This window comes from Parafrankia elaeagni, from assembly GCF_000374165.1.
GTDB lineage: Bacteria > Actinomycetota > Actinomycetes > Frankiales > Frankiaceae > Parafrankia > Parafrankia elaeagni.
Genome location: NZ_KB893715.1, coordinates 1 through 15,809, shown reverse-complemented (window position 1 = coordinate 15,809; position 15,809 = coordinate 1). Strand labels below are relative to the sequence as shown.

Below are 15,809 nucleotides of genomic sequence, written 5' to 3'. Positions count from 1 at the left end.
AGACATGCCCACACTCAGCATGGTCCAGGCGATCAACACCGCGCTGCGGGACGCCATGTCCGACGACGACAAGGTCCTCGTCTTCGGCGAGGATGTAGGCCGTCAGGGCGGCGTCTTCCGGGTCACGGACGGCCTGCAGTCCGAGTTCGGCACGAAGCGGTGCTTCGACACCCCCCTCGCCGAGTCGGCGATCATCGGCGTTGCCCTGGGGCTCGCGATCCGGGGGTTCCGGCCAGTTCCGGAGATCCAGTTCGACGGCTTCTCCTACCCGGCGTTCGACCAGATCTTCAGCCATGTCGCCAAGTACCGCAACCGCACCCGGGGCGGCGTGTCCAGCGCCATGACGATCCGGGTCCCGTCCTTCGGTGGCATCGGCTCCCCCGAGCACCACTCGGAGTCCACCGAGACCTACTTCGTGCACACCGCAGGTCTGCACGTGGTGGCCCCCTCCACCCCGGCGGACGCGTACTCTCTGTTGCGCGACGCCATCGAGTCCGAGGACCCGGTCGTCTATCTCGAGCCGAAGCGCCGGTACTGGGGCAAGGGTGAGGTGGACACCGACACGAGGACCGAGCCGATCGGCCGGGCCGCCGTGCGGCGCACTGGCGGTGACGTCACAGTCGTCACCTATGGCGGGCTGGTCGGCACCGCCCTGCAGGCCGCCGAGATCGCACAGCAGGAGTACAGCTGGGACGTCGAGGTCGTCGACCTTCGTTCCCTGGTTCCGCTGGACTTCGAGACCATCGCCGAGTCCGTCACAAAGACCGGGCGGTGCGTGGTCATGCACGAGGCGCCCCGCACCCTCGGGATGGGCTCGGAGATCGCCGCGCGCGTCCAGGAGGAGCTCTTCTGGAACCTGGAGGCGCCGGTGCTGCGGGCCACCGGCTTCGACACGCCCTATCCACCGGCCCGGTTGGAACAGGCCTGGCTGCCGGGCACCGACAGGCTCCTCGACACCATTGAGCGCTCCTTGGGATACGACGATGTCTGATCAGGCGCGCACGCTGAGCTCCGAGCCGGCGTCGGCCGGTGTCCGGGAGTTCCTGGTACCGGACCTCGGAGAGGGTCTCGAGGAGGCCACCGTCGTCGAGTGGCTGGCCGAGATCGGCGACACTGTCGATCTGAACCAGAACCTGTGCGTGCTTGAGACGGCGAAGGCCAGTGTCGAGATCCCCTCCCCGTTCGCCGGTCGGTTGCTTGAGCGCCGCGGCAAGGCGGGCGACACCCTCGAGGTCGGTTCCCTGCTCGTCCGGATCCAGGTCGGATCCGGGGCCACCGAGGCCGGCAGGCCTGCCGCCCCTCCCACGACCCCGGCCGATGGGGACACCACGTTCGACACAGGCACCCGAGCGGCCGGCCGCCGCACTCCCACGCTGGTCGGCTACGGCGTGGATGAGGACCAGGACCGCGGCACGCGCCGACGGCGCCGGACCGGCCGACCTGTCGGCCAGAGGTCCGCGGTTCCGGGCGGTCCGGCGCCGATCACCAAGGCACCGCAGACGACGCAGACGCCGCAGACCAGCCCGGCCGGCAGCAACGGGACCCGGCTGTCGGCCGGTCAGCCGCTGGCGAAGCCGCCGGTCCGCCTCCTCGCCCGTCGGCTCGGCGTCGACCTCGCCGCGCTCGCCCCAGGGAAGGGCGCGGGTGGGATCATCACCCGCGCCGAGGTACTTGCCATGGCCGAGACCGCCGCCGCGGCCGAGCCCCGCCCGGTCAGTACGGTCGACGGTGCCGCCCCCCGTCTGCCCGCCGGAAGCGGGCCGAGGGCGGACGAGTTGATCCCGGTCCGGGGTATCCGCGCGCGAATCGCCGAACGCATGACCCTCTCCCGGACCCGGATACCCGACGCCACCTGCACGGTCGCTGTCGACTGCACGCGGCTGCTGGAAGTGCGTGCTCGGCTGGCCACCGCGGCCGAGCAGGCCGGCGCCCCGAAGGTCATCACACCGTTCGCTCTCATCGCCCGGCTGCTGGTACAGACGCTGGTCGCCCATCCGGAGCTGAACTCGACCTTCGTCGAGGACGGCCCGGCCATCCGCCGACACGGCTCGGTGCACCTCGGCGTCGGCACCGCGACCGATCGCGGCCTGCTCGTCGTGGTGGTGCGCGACGCCCAGCGGCTGACCACCCTGCAACTGGCCGAGGAGATCGCCCGGCTGGCCACGGCGGCACGCGAGGGCCGGTCCACCCCAGCCGAGCTGACCGGCTCCACCTTCACCGTGTCCAACTTCGGCGCGCTGGGTCTCGACGAGGGAATTCCCGTCGTCAACTACCCCGAGGCGGCGATCCTGGGGGTCGGCTCGGTGAAACCACGGGCGGTCGTCATCGACGGCCAGGTCACGGCCCGCCGGACCGCGTCCCTCACCTGCGCCTTCGATCACCGGGTGGCCGACGGCGCGGAGGCCGGCGCATTCATGCGCACCCTGTCCGCTCTGATCGAAGAGCCCGACCTGGCACTCCTGAGGGCGTGAGCGAACACATGACCGATCGACCCGGCTCCCCGTCCCACCCCGGGGTCTCCACGCTCTTTCCGCCCGGCCGCCGGCTCGGTGTCCGCCATGAGCAGCTACGCGAGGAGGTCCGCGGCTACCTTCAGGACCAGCTCGCTCAGGGCAAGTACACCCCGCACAACGACGCCTGGCTGTCGAGCTGGGATGAGGACTTCAGCCGCGGGCTGGGGGCCCGAGGCTACCTGGGCACGACGGTACCCAAGGAATACGGCGGCCAGGGGGCCGATGCCCTCGACCGCTACGTCATCACCGAGGAGCTCCTCGCCTCAGGCGCGCCGGTCGCCGCGCACTGGATCGCCGATCGCCAGATCGCGCCATCCCTTCTCCGCTATGGCACCGAGGCGCAGCGGCACCGGTACCTTCCGGCGATCTCCCGCGGCGAGAGCTACTGGGGTATCGGGCTCAGCGAACCCGATGCCGGCTCCGACCTGGCCGCTGTCCGGAGCAAGGCGGTCAGGGTCGACGGCGGTTGGGAACTGACCGGCCGCAAGGTGTGGACCAGCGGGGCCCACCATGCCCATGCCTTCTTCGCGCTGGCCCGCACCGGGCCACCCGAGGGGCGCGTCCGGCACACGGGCCTCAGCCAGCTCATCGTCGAGCTGGATCAGCCCGGGGTGGAGATCCGGCCCATCCGGCTACTCACCGGCGCACACCACTTCAACGAGGTGGTGTTCGACCGGGTGTTCATACCCGACGACATGGTGCTCGGCACCGTAGGTGACGGATGGCGGCAGGCGACCTCCGAACTCGCCTTCGAACGAAGCGGGCCGGAGCGTTACCTGTCCACCTTGCCGCTGCTCACGACACTCGTGGGCGAGCTGGCCGCAGGTGGCGATTCCGTCCGGGACGTCGACGCGGCCATGATCGGCGCGATCACGGCTCGGGTGTGGACCCTGCGTCAGATGTCCCTGGCCGTGGCGGGCGCACTGGCACAGGGCGAGGTGCCGGAGGTCGCCGCGGCACTCGTCAAGGACCTCGGCACCCGGTTGGAGGGGGACATCGTGGACATCGCGCGGACAGTGGCCCGAACCGAGCCGGACCCGTCGGCCCCCACCGAGCTCCCCCGCCTGCTGGCGGAATCAATCCTGCACACGCCCGGATTCACGCTGCGGGGCGGCACGAATGAGATTCTGCGCGGGGTCGTTGCCCGCGCTCTCGGGATGCGGTGACTCAGCAATGACAGCAACCGAAACCACCGAGGACTCCGCGGACGAGGCGACACTCGTCGCCGAAGCCGCCCGGGACCTGTTCACCGACCTGTGCACACCGGAATCCGTCAGCGCCGCGAGCGCCGCCGGCTGGGACCCCGCTCTGTGGGAGGTTCTGGAACAGTCCGGCCTGACGCTGATCTCGGTCGACGAGTCCGCCGGAGGTTCTGGTGGCACTCTGCGCGAGGCCGCGGCCCTGCTGGGCGTGGCGGGCGAGTTCAGCGCACCGGTACCGGTCGCGGAAACCTGCCTGCTCGGTGGCTGGCTGCTGGCGGCAGCGGGACTGCCGGTGCCGCGTGGACCGCTCACCGCCGCCACAACCGATCAGACCAACATGACGGTGTCGGCCGAGGGCAACGACCGCTTCCGCGTCACGGGAACCGCGACCCGGGTGCCGGGCGCCGGGTTGGCGACCCGGGTCGCGGTTCTCGCGCCGGCGCCGCGCTCCGCCGACGGCGAACCGACCGCCGCGTTCGGCGAGCACCCGGTCGTGCTCTCGATCGATCCCACTGCCTGCACCGTCGTTCCCGGGGCGAATCTCGCGGGGGAGCCCCGCGGTTCTCTGCATGTCGACTGCGTCATCGACTCCGCGGATCTCGCCCGGGGGCCGACGGACGCGGCGACCTCGCTGCGCCACCGGGCGGCGCTCGCCCGCGTCGTGCTGTCTGCCGGGGCGGCGATGCGGGCGCTTGATCTGACCCTTCGCTACGCGAGGGAACGGGAGCAGTTCGGCCGTCCGATCGCGCGATTCCAGGCCGTCCAGCATCAGGTCGCGGAGATGGCCGCCGAGGTGGCAGCGCTGCGTGCCGCCGCCGACGCCGCCGTCACGCAATGTCTGCTCGGCGGGTTCGCCAGCCCTCAGGCTACCGTCGCCGTCGCTGCGGCCAGGGTAACGGCCACCAGGTCGGCGGGAGTGATCGCTCGGATCGCGCATCAGATACACGGAGCCATCGGGGTGACCGAGGAGCATCCCTTGCGGTTGACGACCATGCGGCTCTGGGCCTGGCGGGACGAGGCCGGCACCGAGGCAGAGTGGCTCGCGGGGCTGGGAAACCGGGTGATCGCGGCGGGACGCAGCGGGTACTGGCCTCTCATCACCTCCTCGGCCTGAACAGGTCCAGTCGGCGGTGGTTTGCTGGATCAGGGTGGTAGGTGAAGCAGGAGGCCATGACCTGTGCTGATGGCGGCGATCAGAGCTTGGAATTCAGCGGGTGGGAGTGTGCTGAGGAGTGAATTACCGGACCACGGAGGGGCTGGGTCGGGGCGTGCGGGATCGCGCGGGGACCCAGTGCTGGCTGGTCCGCGCGTGCCGGATGCTGACCTGGGGGTCTGGGGTCAGGCTGCGGGTTCGATCGTGACGGTGTAGCCGAGCTTTTCGAGGTCGCCGACGAGGGTGTTCTTTCGTTTCTCCGGCTTCCGGCGGCGACGGGTGTGCCAGTCGCCGCCGAGGTCGCGATAAACGGTGTTACCGGCGACGATGTGCCAGTAGGCGACGAGAATGTCGTGGCGGGTCGTCCCGATCGCCTTCTGGATCCCGCGGCGGCCCCGGACCTGGGCATGCTGCGACGCCAGGTAGGTGTTCCTGCTCCGGGCCGCGGCCCACGCCGCCTCCGTCAACGCGGTACGTAACCACTTGTTCCCGTGACGGGTACGACCGGACAGGCCTTTCCCACCCGAGGCGTGGTTCCCCGGGCAGATCCCCGCCCAGGACGCCAGCTGCGCCGCGGTCGGGAACCGGGACATGTCGATCCCGACCTCGGCGAGCAGCACGATCGCGGTGACCCTGCCCACCCCCGGATCGTCGTCACCCGGTCCACCGTCTGCGCAAAAGGGGTGATCATCACCTCGATCCGGTGGTCGAGCTCCTCGATCTGCTCGTCACACAGGTCAATGCGTTCCGACAGCTGGGCTGCGAGGAAACCGTGTTGGCCGGAGCGGAACGTTCCGGCCAACGCCTCGGTCAGCGCCGGGATCTTCCCGCGCAGCCGGCCCCGGGCCAGCTCGGCCAGGTACTCGGGGTTCCGTTCACCGGCGATCATCTTCTCCAGGATCGCCCGGCCGGACACACCCAGCAGCTGGGAGGCCACCGACGTCAGTTTCACCCCGGCGTCCTGCATCAGCTTCTCCAGCCGCTGCACCTCACGGGTCTTCTCCTCCACGACCGTACGCCGCGCCCGGGTGAGGTCCCGCAGGTCCCGGAACGGCTTCGGAGGGACGAACGACGGGCGGACCAGGCCATGCACGACGAGATCCACGAGCCACGCGGCGTCCGCCACATCCGTTTTCCGACCCGGTACGTTACGCACATGAGCGGCGTTGAGAAGCCAGCATTCGAACTGGTCCTCCAACATGTGGAAAGCTGGTTTCCAGTAAACCCCTGTGGATACCATTCCCACGACCGCGACCTTGTTCTGGGCCAGCCAGTCCGCGAGGAGCCCCAGCGAACCCCCGGTCGTGGTGAACGTTCGGACCTCGACTTTCGCGGATCCTTTCCGGGCTGGATCCGCACCGCCGCGGCCACCGTGTCCCGATGGACGTCGAGTCCCGCGCAGCGCGGGAACACTACCTCCGTCTCTACCTCCCTTCCCAACCAGGAAACACCCTTCAGGTGCGTTACCCGGGGAAGCCTGAACACGGAAACCGAGGAACGCGTTCACGGCAGCAGGAACAAGTGCCCCAGTCCTCCGCCGCCATACTCAAACACGGGCTCATCCGCACCAGAGAGAGCCGACAAGGTCCCCACCGCGGCCTCGGCGCCGAGCACTTCACCAAACGCAACCCTGAACGTGCCTGCGCCGCATCACCAAGGAAGCCAACCGCCCTCGGCCTGAGTGTCCACTTCAAACCGATCATGCTTGCCTGAGGGCACCGGTCACCTCATTGTCGTATCAGGCCCCGTCTTCCTCTGCACCACCATGCTGGACCGCATCGACAGCGCGACCACCACCATCACCGACCTCACCGCCCGGATCGAGGTCGAGATCGCCCCGTTCGTCGAGGCGGTCGACCGCCTCGACGGCATCCCCGGGATCAACGCCCGCATCGCGCAGATCATCATCGCCGAGACCGGCGGAGGAACGGCCCGGTTCCCGATCGCAGGCCACCTCGCCTCCTGGGCGGGCCTGTGTCCGGGAAACAACGAGTCCGCCGGCAAGCACCACGCCGACCGCACCCGCCGCGACGACACCTGGCTACGCGGATCCCTCGGGGAAGCTGCCTCCTCCGCCTCTCGGTCGAAGGCCACCTACCTGTCCGCCCACTACCGGCGCATCGCTACCCACCGCGACAGCAAGCGCGCCCGCGTCGCGGTCTCCCACACCATGCTCGTGATCGCCTGGAGCTTGCTCCATGACCAGATCCACCTACCGCGACCTCGGCCCCGACTACCATCAACGCCGCCAGGCCCCCGAACACCAGACCCGCAAACTCGTCCACCAACTCCAACAGCTCGGCCACCAGGTCACCCTCACAGCCTCACCCTGAGTTATTTTCGACTCAGCACTAGCCCCGCCGGCGTCCGCCCTAACCGCAAGTGAACCGCTATGTCCAGGACCTCTGATCCGCCCGACCTTTAATACACTCGGGGCAGTCAACGGGACTGGGGTACAGCCCGGAGGCCATACGGCGCGGCTAGCCAGCCAGGCGCCGTACCGATCAAGGATGGGAGACGCTGGTCCGTGGCGAGCTCGAAGGAGACAGACATCCGGATCCTCGAGGCCGCGATGAAGACCATCGCGCGACGCGGACCCCAGCGACTGTCCTTGAGTGACGTATGCGACACCGCCGGGGTTTCCCGAGGCACTCTCTACAGATACTTCAAAAGCAAGGATGATCTGCTAACGGCACTGGGACAGTACGTCCAGGATTCCCTCATCGATACCATCAACTCGGCGGTAGAAGAAGATCCGGACCCTAGGCATCGCTTTCGGGTGCTGAGCGGGGCGATTCTTCTATACCACGATCTACATCCCGAGGTGGCCATGGTGGCGGAGGCCGAGCCGAATTTTGCACTACCGTTCATCCGGGAGCACTTTCCGTCGTTCATCCAGCTGGTGACGGAGCTCCTCAAGCCTGTGGTCAAAGAGATACCGGCGGTGCAGTCCGGCATCATCCGCGAGGAGGATCTGGCAGAAATTCTCCTGCGACTGACGACGTCCGTAGTTTTTATTCCCACACGGAAGGCCCAAGAAGTAATCGACACAATAGTCGCGATATTCACCCCGGACACAGCAGCGCAGCCGCCGAATTCGGCGCCCGCTCCGGATACCTCCACTCCGGCTGCCACGGGTTCACCACCCAAGACCGACCTGGTTCCAGCATTCCAGACACCACCATGGTAGTTTCGACCCACAATCAATTTGAGTTCGCTGAGTTCGCTGAGTTCGCTGAGTTCGCTGAACTCAGCGAACTCCTCGCGGCCGGGGACTGTACAAATAACGCCCACGAGAGCAGCTCGACCCCCTGCCGAGCGAGGTCCGCTGTCGTCTGACCGAATGCCCGCATCACTGCCAGCCCTTCCGGCCGCCAACCCCGCCGGCCTCTGTGAGATCTTGTCAATCTTCACATAAGTTTTCATGGCCGACAACCGTGAACCGGGCGTTCGTGAGCCCAGAGGGAAAGACCCTCAGCCGTCGCGCTGGCGGGCGCGGCGGCGTCACCGGATCCGCGTCACCCGCCGGTACGGCACCAACCGGTCGTCCTGCGGGTCGAGCGCGGTCACCAGCCAGTCGACGCGCTCCCAGTCGAGCCAGCGCGCGACGGCCCGCGTGCCAAGCTTCTGCACGTCCGCCGCCCGGTAGTTCGCGTTGCCGCCGTTCCATGTCACCTCACGGAACGGCCACAACTGGCTGCGATTCAGCAGCACCCCGATCGCCCGATGCGACAACTCCGCCACCAGCCCCCTGGAGATCGGCTCCCAATCCTCCAAGGTCAACTCCCCACCCCGCATCCAGCCCTCCGATCAGCAGATCACCCTTCTACCAGGACTGATGCACTGACCATCTGAGACCGCCTCATCCTGCCGGGTGCTGCACCACGGGCGGATCACCGTCGACACGGACGCAGGCACTGTGAACTACGCGCGGCACGGCCGCCGGGGTCTGCCCGAGCGCCAGCGGCGCCGGGGACTGCCCGCGGAGAGGGGAAGGAAAGGGCTTCTCACGGAGCTCTCACACCCGCGTGGAGAATTTCAACAGGCTTCTAACATCACCGTCTGAGACATGCCGAAAGTGCGCCCGCCGAACCATCCCGGATCAGCAGCCGCAGGAAAGGCAAGATAGCCGGACGACCTTGGTGTGCGGTGGTTGGCGGGCCGACGGTGGGGGCGTTATCGGCCGTCGGCCCGTCTACGGCTGGTAGCGGTAACCCATCCCGGGTTCGGTCGTGAGGTAGCGAGGGCGGGTGGGGTCCGGTTCGAGCTTGCGTCGCAGCCTGTTGATGTACAGACGCAGGGACGAGGTGTCGTCCGCGTAGGCCTTCCCCCAGACCTGGGTGACCAGGGCCCGGCTGCTGACGAGCGTTCCCGGGTTGCTGAGCAGGGCTTCGAGCAGCCGCCACTCGGTCGGTGTCAGATGGACGGGTTCGTGGCCGCCGTCTCGGGAGGTGACGGACTTGGCCACGAAGTCGACGCGGTAGTCGCCCACGTCGGCCATCGATCCTGCGCGGCCGCCGCCTCCTCGCCGGCTGACGGCGCGCAGCCGGGCGAGGAGTTCCTCGACGGAGAAAGGCTTGGTGATGTAGTCGTCGGCCCCGGCGTCCAGGGACGCGATCTTGTCGTGTCCGGAGGTGCGGCCGGACAGGACGATGATCGGGACGCTGGTCCAGCCGCGCAGGCCGCGGATGACGTCGATGCCGTCCATGTCCGGCAAACCCAGGTCGAGGACGACGATGTCAGGCGGGTGCGCGGCGGCCTCGGTCAGGGCGTGCCCGCCGTCGACCGCCGTGCGGACCTCGTATCCCTTGGCGTGCAGCGTGATGCGCATTGCTCGCAGCAGCTGCGGTTCGTCTTGGACGAACAGCACGCGGCCACCGTGGTGTGGATCAGGTCCGCTTCCCATCAGCCCGCTCCTACCTGCGTGCCGCGTACTCCTCCCGGCGCATCCAACCACCGGACTCTGAGCCGGCTCAGGGGGCCGCCGTGGCGCGGTCGAGGTCGAGGTTCAGTTCCACGACGTTGACGTTCGGTTCTCCGATGAAACCCAGCGCCCGTCCGGTGCCGTGTTCCTCAACCAGGTCACGGACCTCGGCCTCGGACAGATCCCGCTCCCGGGCTATCCGGGGGATCTGCAGGTCGGCGTAGGCCGGGCTGATGTGCGGGTCGAGGCCGCTGCCGCTGGCCGTGACGGCGTCGGCGGGCACGGCCGGCCTGTCCGGGGCGTCACCGCGGACGAGGATCCGCTCGCCGGCGGCGATGTCGTCGTCGGGGGTGCGGCAGTCGACGGCCACTCCCTGGTAGGTGGCGAGAAACGGGGTGGTGGGGCAGGCTTCGTTGACGCTGACCACGCGGGTGGCGGCACCGTCAAAGCCGGGGCCGGCGTGGTGGACGGCGAGGACGGCGCCGACGCCGGAGGCGGTGCAGTACTTGCGGCTGCCGTCGACGCCCTCCCGCTCGCCGATCGCCAGGCTGCGTGCGCAGACCTGGGTCAGCAGGCTCTGCCCCCTCTCGTCCTCGTCGGGGGTGGCCGGATCGTCGATGCTGTCGACCACGTCCTCGGGCCCGAGGTTGGACGCGGAGGTGGAGGTCGGGTCGTAGCCGTCACCAGCGGCGGAGGGCCGGCTCTGGAAGTAGACGGGCAGCGCGTTGCCGTCGGCGTCGGTGAACGACTGGCCGATCAGGGAAGAGCCGACGCGCTGGCCCGCGGCGTTGGTGACGAAGGACCCGTCCGCGTTGTCCTTCAGACCGGGAATCTGGGCGATGGCGAGGATCGCCAGCGGGTACGCGAGGCCGAGGAGCACGGTGAGGACGAGCAGCGCCCGCAGCGCGGCCAGATGCTGACGAATCCAGGATGGAAGCGATGACATGGTTCAGCCCACTCCCGGGATGAACTGGACGAGGAGATCGATGGCCTTGATGCCGATGAACGGGACGACGATCCCGCCCAGGCCGTAGAGATAAAGGTTGCGGCTGAGCAGCTTCGAGGCGCTGGCGGCGGTGTAGCGCACGCCGCGCAGGGCGAGCGGGATCAGCGCGACGATGACGAGCGCGTTGAAGATGACCGCGGACAGGATCGCCGACTCGGGGCTGGCCAGCCGCATGACGTTGAGCGTGTCCAGGCCGGAGTAGACCCCGGCGAACATCGCCGGGATGATCGCGAAGTACTTGGCGACGTCGTTGGCGATGGAGAAGGTCGTCAGCGCCCCGCGGGTGATGAGCAGCTGCTTGCCGATCTCGACGATCTCGATCAGCTTCGTCGGNTTGCTGTCGAGGTCGACCATGTTGCCGGCCTCCTTCGCGGCCGACGTGCCGGTGTTCATCGCCACTCCGACGTCTGCCTGCGCGAGCGCGGGTGCGTCGTTGGTGCCGTCGCCGGTCATCGCGACCAGCTTGCCGTCGGCCTGCTCCCGGCGGATCAGCGCGAGCTTGTCCTCCGGGGTGGCCTCGGCGAGGAAGTCGTCGACCCCCGCCTCCTCGGCGATCGCCCTCGCGGTGAGCGGGTTGTCCCCGGTGATCATGACGGTGCGGATACCCATCCGCCGCATGGCGTCGAAGCGCTCCCGCATCCCGGACTTCACGACGTCCTTGAGCTGGATGACCCCCAACACCCGCGCGACCGGGCCGGCAGGGGTATCGGTGACCTCACCGACGACCAGCGGGGTGCCACCCGAGGCGGAGATGCCGTCGACGATCTCGCCGACCTGGGCCGGGACGTGACCGCCGTTCTCCCGCACCCATCGGGTGACCGCGCTGGCCGCACCCTTGCGGACCTGCCGTCCGCCCGCCGCGGCGGCAGGCGCCGTGCCCTGCCCAGGCTCGGCGGTGAGGTCGACGCCGGACATCCTGGTCTGGGCGGTGAAGTGCACGAACGTGGCGTGCCGCAGCTCCCCGGGAGTGCGTTCCCGCAGGCCGTGGTGCTCCTTCGCGAACACGACGACCGAGCGGCCCTCCGGCGTCTCGTCGGCGAGCGACGAGAGCTGCGCGGCATCCGCCAGCTCGGCCTCGCTCACGTCGCCGACCGAGAGAAAGGCACTCGCCTGCCGGTTCCCCAGGGTGATGGTGCCGGTCTTGTCGAGCAGCAAAGTATTGACATCACCGGCGGCCTCGACCGCCCGGCCGCTCATGGCGAGCACGTTGCGCTGGACGAGCCGGTCCATCCCGGCGATACCGATCGCGGAGAGCAGCGCACCGATCGTGGTCGGGATCAGGCAGACCAGCAGCGACGCGAGCACGATCCCAGTGATCCCGTCGCCCGTCAGCGTCGAGGTGTCCGGCAGCGCGGGCTGCTGCGCCTTCGAGTAGATCGCCAGCGGCTGCAACGTCGCCACCGCCAGCAGGAAGATGACGGTGAGCGCGGCCAGCAGGATGTTGAGCGCGATCTCGTTCGGCGTCTTGCGCCGGTTCGCCCCCTCGACGAGGGCGATCATCCGGTCGATGAAGTTCTCTCCCGGCTTCTGCGTGATCCGCACGACGATCCGGTCGGAGAGCACCCTCGTCCCACCGGTCACCGAGGACCGGTCGCCGCCGGACTCGCGGATCACCGGCGCCGACTCACCGGTGATCGCCGACTCGTCGACGCTGGCGATGCCCTCGACGATGTCCCCGTCACCGGGGATGAACTCCCCCGCCTCGACGACCACGAGGTCGTTCTGAGCCAGCCGGGGGGCGGGAACCAGCTCCTCGGCCGTGGTCTCGACGGGCTGGCCCTGCCGCCAGCCGACGAGCCGGCGGGCTAGCGTGTCGGTCTTCGCTCGACGCAGTGCCTGGGCCTGCGCCTTCCCACGGCCTTCAGCCACGGCCTCGGCCAGGTTGGCGAACACGACGGTCAGCCACAGCCAGACCGTGATCAGCCAGCCGAACGTCGACGGGTCGGTGATCGCGAGGACCGTGGTGAAGGCGGCGCCGACCTCGACGATCAGCATCACCGGGTTGCGCCACAGGGTGCGGGGGTCGAGCTTGCGCAGCGCGCTGGGCAGGGATGTCCACATCTGCTTCGGGTCGAGCAGGCCGCCGCCGACGCGGCGTGGCTGGCCTGGGGAAGGCTGGTGCCTGCCGTCCGCGGAGTCCGCGCGCGCGGTGAGAGTGGTGGTGCTCATGGTCAGTGGATCCCTTCCGCGAGGGGCCCGAGAGCCAGCGCGGGAAAGAAGGTGAGCGCCACGATGATCAGCGTGACGCCGGCGAGCATCCCGACGAACTGAGGCCGATGGGTGGGCAGCGTTCCGGCCGTGACGGGTACCGGTGCCTGCCGGGCCAGCGATCCCGCCAGGCCGAGCACGAAGATGAGCGGCAGGAAACGTCCGAACATCATGGCCAGGCCCAGCGCGGTGTTGTACCAGGTGGTGTTCACCGTGATTCCGGCGAAGGCCGACCCGTTGTTGTTCCCCGCGGAGGTGAACGCGTAGAGAACCTCGGACAGGCCGTGCGCGCCGGAGTTGAGCATGCCGGCCCGCTGGCCGGGCATCGCCATGGCGGTGCCGGTGCCGAGCAGCACGATGATCGGTGTGGTCAGGAAGTACAGCGACGCGAACTTCATCTCCCGCGTGCCGATCTTCTTCCCGACGTACTCCGGGGTGCGCCCGATCATCAGCCCGGCGACGAACACCGTCACCACGGCGAGGACCAGCATTCCGTACAGGCCCGAACCGACACCTCCCGGCGCGACCTCGCCCAGCATCATGTTGAACAACAGCGTGGCGCCACCAAGACTCGTGTAGGAGTCATGAAAGGAGTTCACCGCGCCGGTCGATGTCAACGTCGTGGCAGTGGCAAAAAGCGCCGAGTTCGCGACGCCGAAACGGGCGTCCGTGCCCTCGGTGGCCGCACCGACCGCTTCGGGGACGGTGCCGTGGTGCGCGCTCTGGAAGGCCATGTTCACCGCGAGGCTGCTCAGCGCGATCAGCGCCATCGCCGCGACGATCGCCAGGCCCTGGCGGCGATCGCCCACCATCCGACCGAAGGTGCGGGGCAGCGAGAAACCGATCATGAGCAGGAGGTAGATCTCGAACAGGTTCGTCCACGCCGTCGGGTTCTCGAAAGGGTGGGCGGAGTTGACGTTGTAGAAACCGCCGCCGTTCGTACCCAGCTCCTTGATGACCTCCTGGCTGGCCACCGGCCCACCCGTGATCGCCTGCTCGCCGCCAACCAGAGTCGGCACGACCTGGTTGCCGTGCAGGTTCTGGATCACCCCGCCGGTGATCAGCACGACCGCGCCGACGACGCAGATCGGCAGCAGGATCCGCACGATCGTCCTGGTCAGATCGACCCAGAAGTTGCCGATCTCGTCACCGGTGCCCACGACGCCGTCCATGCTGCCCGGCCCGGCCGCGACCGGCGCCCGGCGGCGCGCGAAGCCGCGGACCACCGCGATCGCCACCGAGATGCCGACAGCGGCCGAGGCGAAGTTCTGCACCGCCAGGCCGGCCATCTGGGTGAGGTGCGACATCGTCGACTCACCGGAGTACGCCTGCCAGTTCGTGTTCGTCGTGAAACTCACGGCGGTGTTCCAGGCCAGCGCCGGTGAGACCCCGGAGAAGCCCAGATCCCACGGCAGATGGCCCTGGACCCGCTGCATCAGGTACAGAAACAGCACGGACACCAGCGAAAACGCCAGCACGCTGCGGGCGTAGACGGTCCACCGCTGACCTGCGTTCGGATTCACCCCGGTCAGCCGGTAGACCGCCCGTTCCACCGGCAGGTGCTTCTCGCTCGCGTACACCCGGTACATGTGGTCGCCGAACGGCCGGTACGTCACCACCAGCGCGGCGACCAGCAGCAGAACGACCAGAATGCCAGCAGTCGAGGTCGACACTAGAAACGCTCCGGGAACAGCAAAGCCGCGACCATCAGGATACCCAGCCCGATCGCCAGAACGAGACCGGCGATGTTCTCCGCGGTCACAGCCGCTCGACCCCCCGCAGAACAAGCGCCAGCAGCGCGAAACACCCCAGTGTCAGCGCCACATACACCACGTCGAGCACGAGTCCTCCCCTTCAGCGACGACGGCCGATCCGGCCCATACCGCCGTGAACGGACGGTCGGGCGCGCGGCCTCGCCAGTAAAGCGCGACCGGTCCCGATTTTGGTGATCTCTCACAGGTTTCTAACAGCGACGCGGCACTTTCTCACAGAACACTAACAGCGATCATGAAAATTGCCGGATGAGGCAGCCACAAGGCCTTCCGGCAGAGTGCCGCCGACCGCACCATGGGCGGGTGACACGAGGAACCCTGCGGATCTACCTGGGCGCCGCACCGGGCGTCGGCAAGACCTACGCCGCCCTCGACGAGGCCCACCGACGCGCCGACCGGGGCACCGACGTCGTCATCGGTTTCGTCGAGACCCACGGCCGGCCACGCACCGCCGCCATGCTCGACGGCCTGGAGATCATCCCCCGGCAGATCCTCGAGCACCGGGGCGGATCGTTCACCGAGATGGACCTCGACGCCGTCCTCGCCCGACATCCCGAGGTCGCCTTCGTCGACGAGCTGGCGCACACCAACGTCCCGGGCAGCCGTCACACCAAGCGGTGGCTCGACGTCCAGGAACTGCTCGCCGCCGGCATCGACGTCATCTCCACCGTCAACGTCCAGCACCTGGAGTCGCTCAACGATGTCGTCGAGACCATCACCGGCGTCCCGCAGCGGGAGACCGTCCCCGACGACGTCGTCCGCCGCGCCCACCAGGTCGAACTCGTCGACATGGCCCCCGAGGCACTACGCCGCCGGATGGCCCACGGCAACGTCTACGGGCCCGAGAAGGTGGACGCCGCCCTGGCCAACTACTTCCGCGTCGGCAACCTCACCGCGCTGCGCGAACTCGCCCTGCTCTGGCTCGCCGGCAAGGTCGACGACCAGCTCGACCGCTACCGCGCCGACCACGGCATCGGCGGCACCTGGGAGACCCGCGAACGGGTCGTCGTGGCGCTCACCGGCGGGCCCGA

The 15,809-nt window shown here is 68.6% G+C and carries 13 protein-coding genes and 1 pseudogene; 7 read left to right on the top strand and 7 right to left on the bottom strand.

What is annotated here, in order from left to right:
• Window positions 1-4 precede the first annotated feature (4 nt).
• From B207_RS0109580 to B207_RS0109565, 4 genes are read left to right on the top strand one after another with little or no spacing between them, the layout of a single operon-like run.
• The gene (locus B207_RS0109580; RefSeq protein ID WP_018636306.1) at window positions 5-991 is read left to right on the top strand and encodes an alpha-ketoacid dehydrogenase subunit beta; all 987 of its coding nucleotides are present in this window, start codon (window positions 5-7) and stop codon (window positions 989-991) included.
• A complete protein-coding gene (locus B207_RS0109575) occupies window positions 984-2,471 on the top strand; it encodes a dihydrolipoamide acetyltransferase family protein (protein ID WP_018636305.1) in 1,488 nt (495 codons plus the stop codon). Before B207_RS0109580 ends, B207_RS0109575 begins: the two co-directional genes overlap by 8 nt.
• Window positions 2,472-2,479: 8 nt before the next feature.
• Window positions 2,480-3,679: an acyl-CoA dehydrogenase family protein gene (locus B207_RS0109570; protein WP_051102474.1), complete on the top strand. Its 1,200-nt coding sequence runs from the start codon at window positions 2,480-2,482 to the stop codon at window positions 3,677-3,679.
• 7 nt (window positions 3,680-3,686) lie between these two features.
• On the top strand, window positions 3,687-4,829 hold the full coding sequence (locus tag B207_RS0109565) for an acyl-CoA dehydrogenase family protein (RefSeq protein WP_018636303.1): 1,143 nt from the start codon (window positions 3,687-3,689) through the stop codon (window positions 4,827-4,829).
• 224 nt (window positions 4,830-5,053) lie between these two features.
• On the opposite strand, the pseudogene B207_RS43140 reads toward B207_RS0109565, so the two are convergent.
• Window positions 5,054-6,308: pseudogene (locus B207_RS43140) on the bottom strand (IS110 family RNA-guided transposase).
• 265 nt (window positions 6,309-6,573) lie between these two features.
• Here B207_RS43140 and B207_RS38150 point away from each other — a divergent pair.
• Complete coding sequence (locus B207_RS38150) at window positions 6,574-7,254, top strand: transposase (protein WP_154675246.1); 681 nt, start codon at window positions 6,574-6,576, stop codon at window positions 7,252-7,254.
• 141 nt (window positions 7,255-7,395) lie between these two features.
• A complete protein-coding gene (locus B207_RS33230) occupies window positions 7,396-8,058 on the top strand; it encodes a TetR/AcrR family transcriptional regulator (protein ID WP_018636300.1) in 663 nt (220 codons plus the stop codon).
• 314 nt (window positions 8,059-8,372) lie between these two features.
• Here the strand turns inward: B207_RS33230 and B207_RS41235 are convergent, their stop codons facing one another.
• The 6 genes from B207_RS41235 to B207_RS33225 all read right to left on the bottom strand — a co-directional run bounded on the left by B207_RS41235 (window position 8,373) and on the right by B207_RS33225 (window position 14,768).
• Entirely contained in the window at window positions 8,373-8,645 is a 273-nt protein-coding gene (locus tag B207_RS41235; RefSeq protein WP_230204938.1) for a hypothetical protein, read from the bottom strand.
• A 418-nt stretch (window positions 8,646-9,063) separates the two neighbouring features.
• Entirely contained in the window at window positions 9,064-9,774 is a 711-nt protein-coding gene (locus tag B207_RS0109535) for a response regulator (protein ID WP_026310877.1), read from the bottom strand.
• Window positions 9,775-9,841: 67 nt separating this feature from the next.
• Entirely contained in the window at window positions 9,842-10,738 is an 897-nt protein-coding gene (locus B207_RS0109530) for a potassium-transporting ATPase subunit C (RefSeq protein ID WP_018636297.1), read from the bottom strand.
• 3 nt (window positions 10,739-10,741) lie between these two features.
• A complete protein-coding gene (gene kdpB, locus B207_RS0109525; protein WP_018636296.1) occupies window positions 10,742-12,967 on the bottom strand; it encodes a potassium-transporting ATPase subunit KdpB in 2,226 nt (741 codons plus the stop codon).
• Window positions 12,968-12,969: 2 nt separating this feature from the next.
• Window positions 12,970-14,679 (bottom strand): potassium-transporting ATPase subunit KdpA, encoded by a 1,710-nt coding sequence (gene kdpA, locus B207_RS0109520; RefSeq protein ID WP_018636295.1) that lies wholly within the window; start codon window positions 14,677-14,679, stop codon window positions 12,970-12,972.
• The gene (locus B207_RS33225) at window positions 14,679-14,768 is read right to left on the bottom strand and encodes a potassium-transporting ATPase subunit F (protein ID WP_018636294.1); all 90 of its coding nucleotides are present in this window, start codon (window positions 14,766-14,768) and stop codon (window positions 14,679-14,681) included. The genes kdpA and B207_RS33225 overlap by 1 nt, the downstream gene beginning before the upstream one ends.
• A gap of 313 nt (window positions 14,769-15,081) precedes the next feature.
• On the opposite strand from B207_RS33225, the gene B207_RS33220 reads away from it, so the two are divergent.
• A partial coding sequence (locus B207_RS33220; RefSeq protein WP_035740403.1) for a histidine kinase occupies window positions 15,082-15,809 on the top strand: 728 nt, incomplete at its 3' end.

What these genes read in the sequence shown, in the direction of transcription:
- B207_RS0109535 (WP_026310877.1), bottom strand. Translation starts at nt 9,774, where the DNA reads ATGGGAAGCGGACCTGATCCACACCACGGTGGCCGCGTGCTGTTCGTC.
- B207_RS0109580 (WP_018636306.1), top strand. Translation starts at nt 5, where the DNA reads ATGCCCACACTCAGCATGGTCCAGGCGATCAACACCGCGCTGCGGGAC.
- B207_RS0109570 (WP_051102474.1), top strand. Translation starts at nt 2,480, where the DNA reads ATGACCGATCGACCCGGCTCCCCGTCCCACCCCGGGGTCTCCACGCTC.
- B207_RS0109565 (WP_018636303.1), top strand. Translation starts at nt 3,687, where the DNA reads ATGACAGCAACCGAAACCACCGAGGACTCCGCGGACGAGGCGACACTC.
- B207_RS0109575 (WP_018636305.1), top strand. Translation starts at nt 984, where the DNA reads ATGTCTGATCAGGCGCGCACGCTGAGCTCCGAGCCGGCGTCGGCCGGT.
- B207_RS0109530 (WP_018636297.1), bottom strand. Translation starts at nt 10,738, where the DNA reads ATGTCATCGCTTCCATCCTGGATTCGTCAGCATCTGGCCGCGCTGCGG.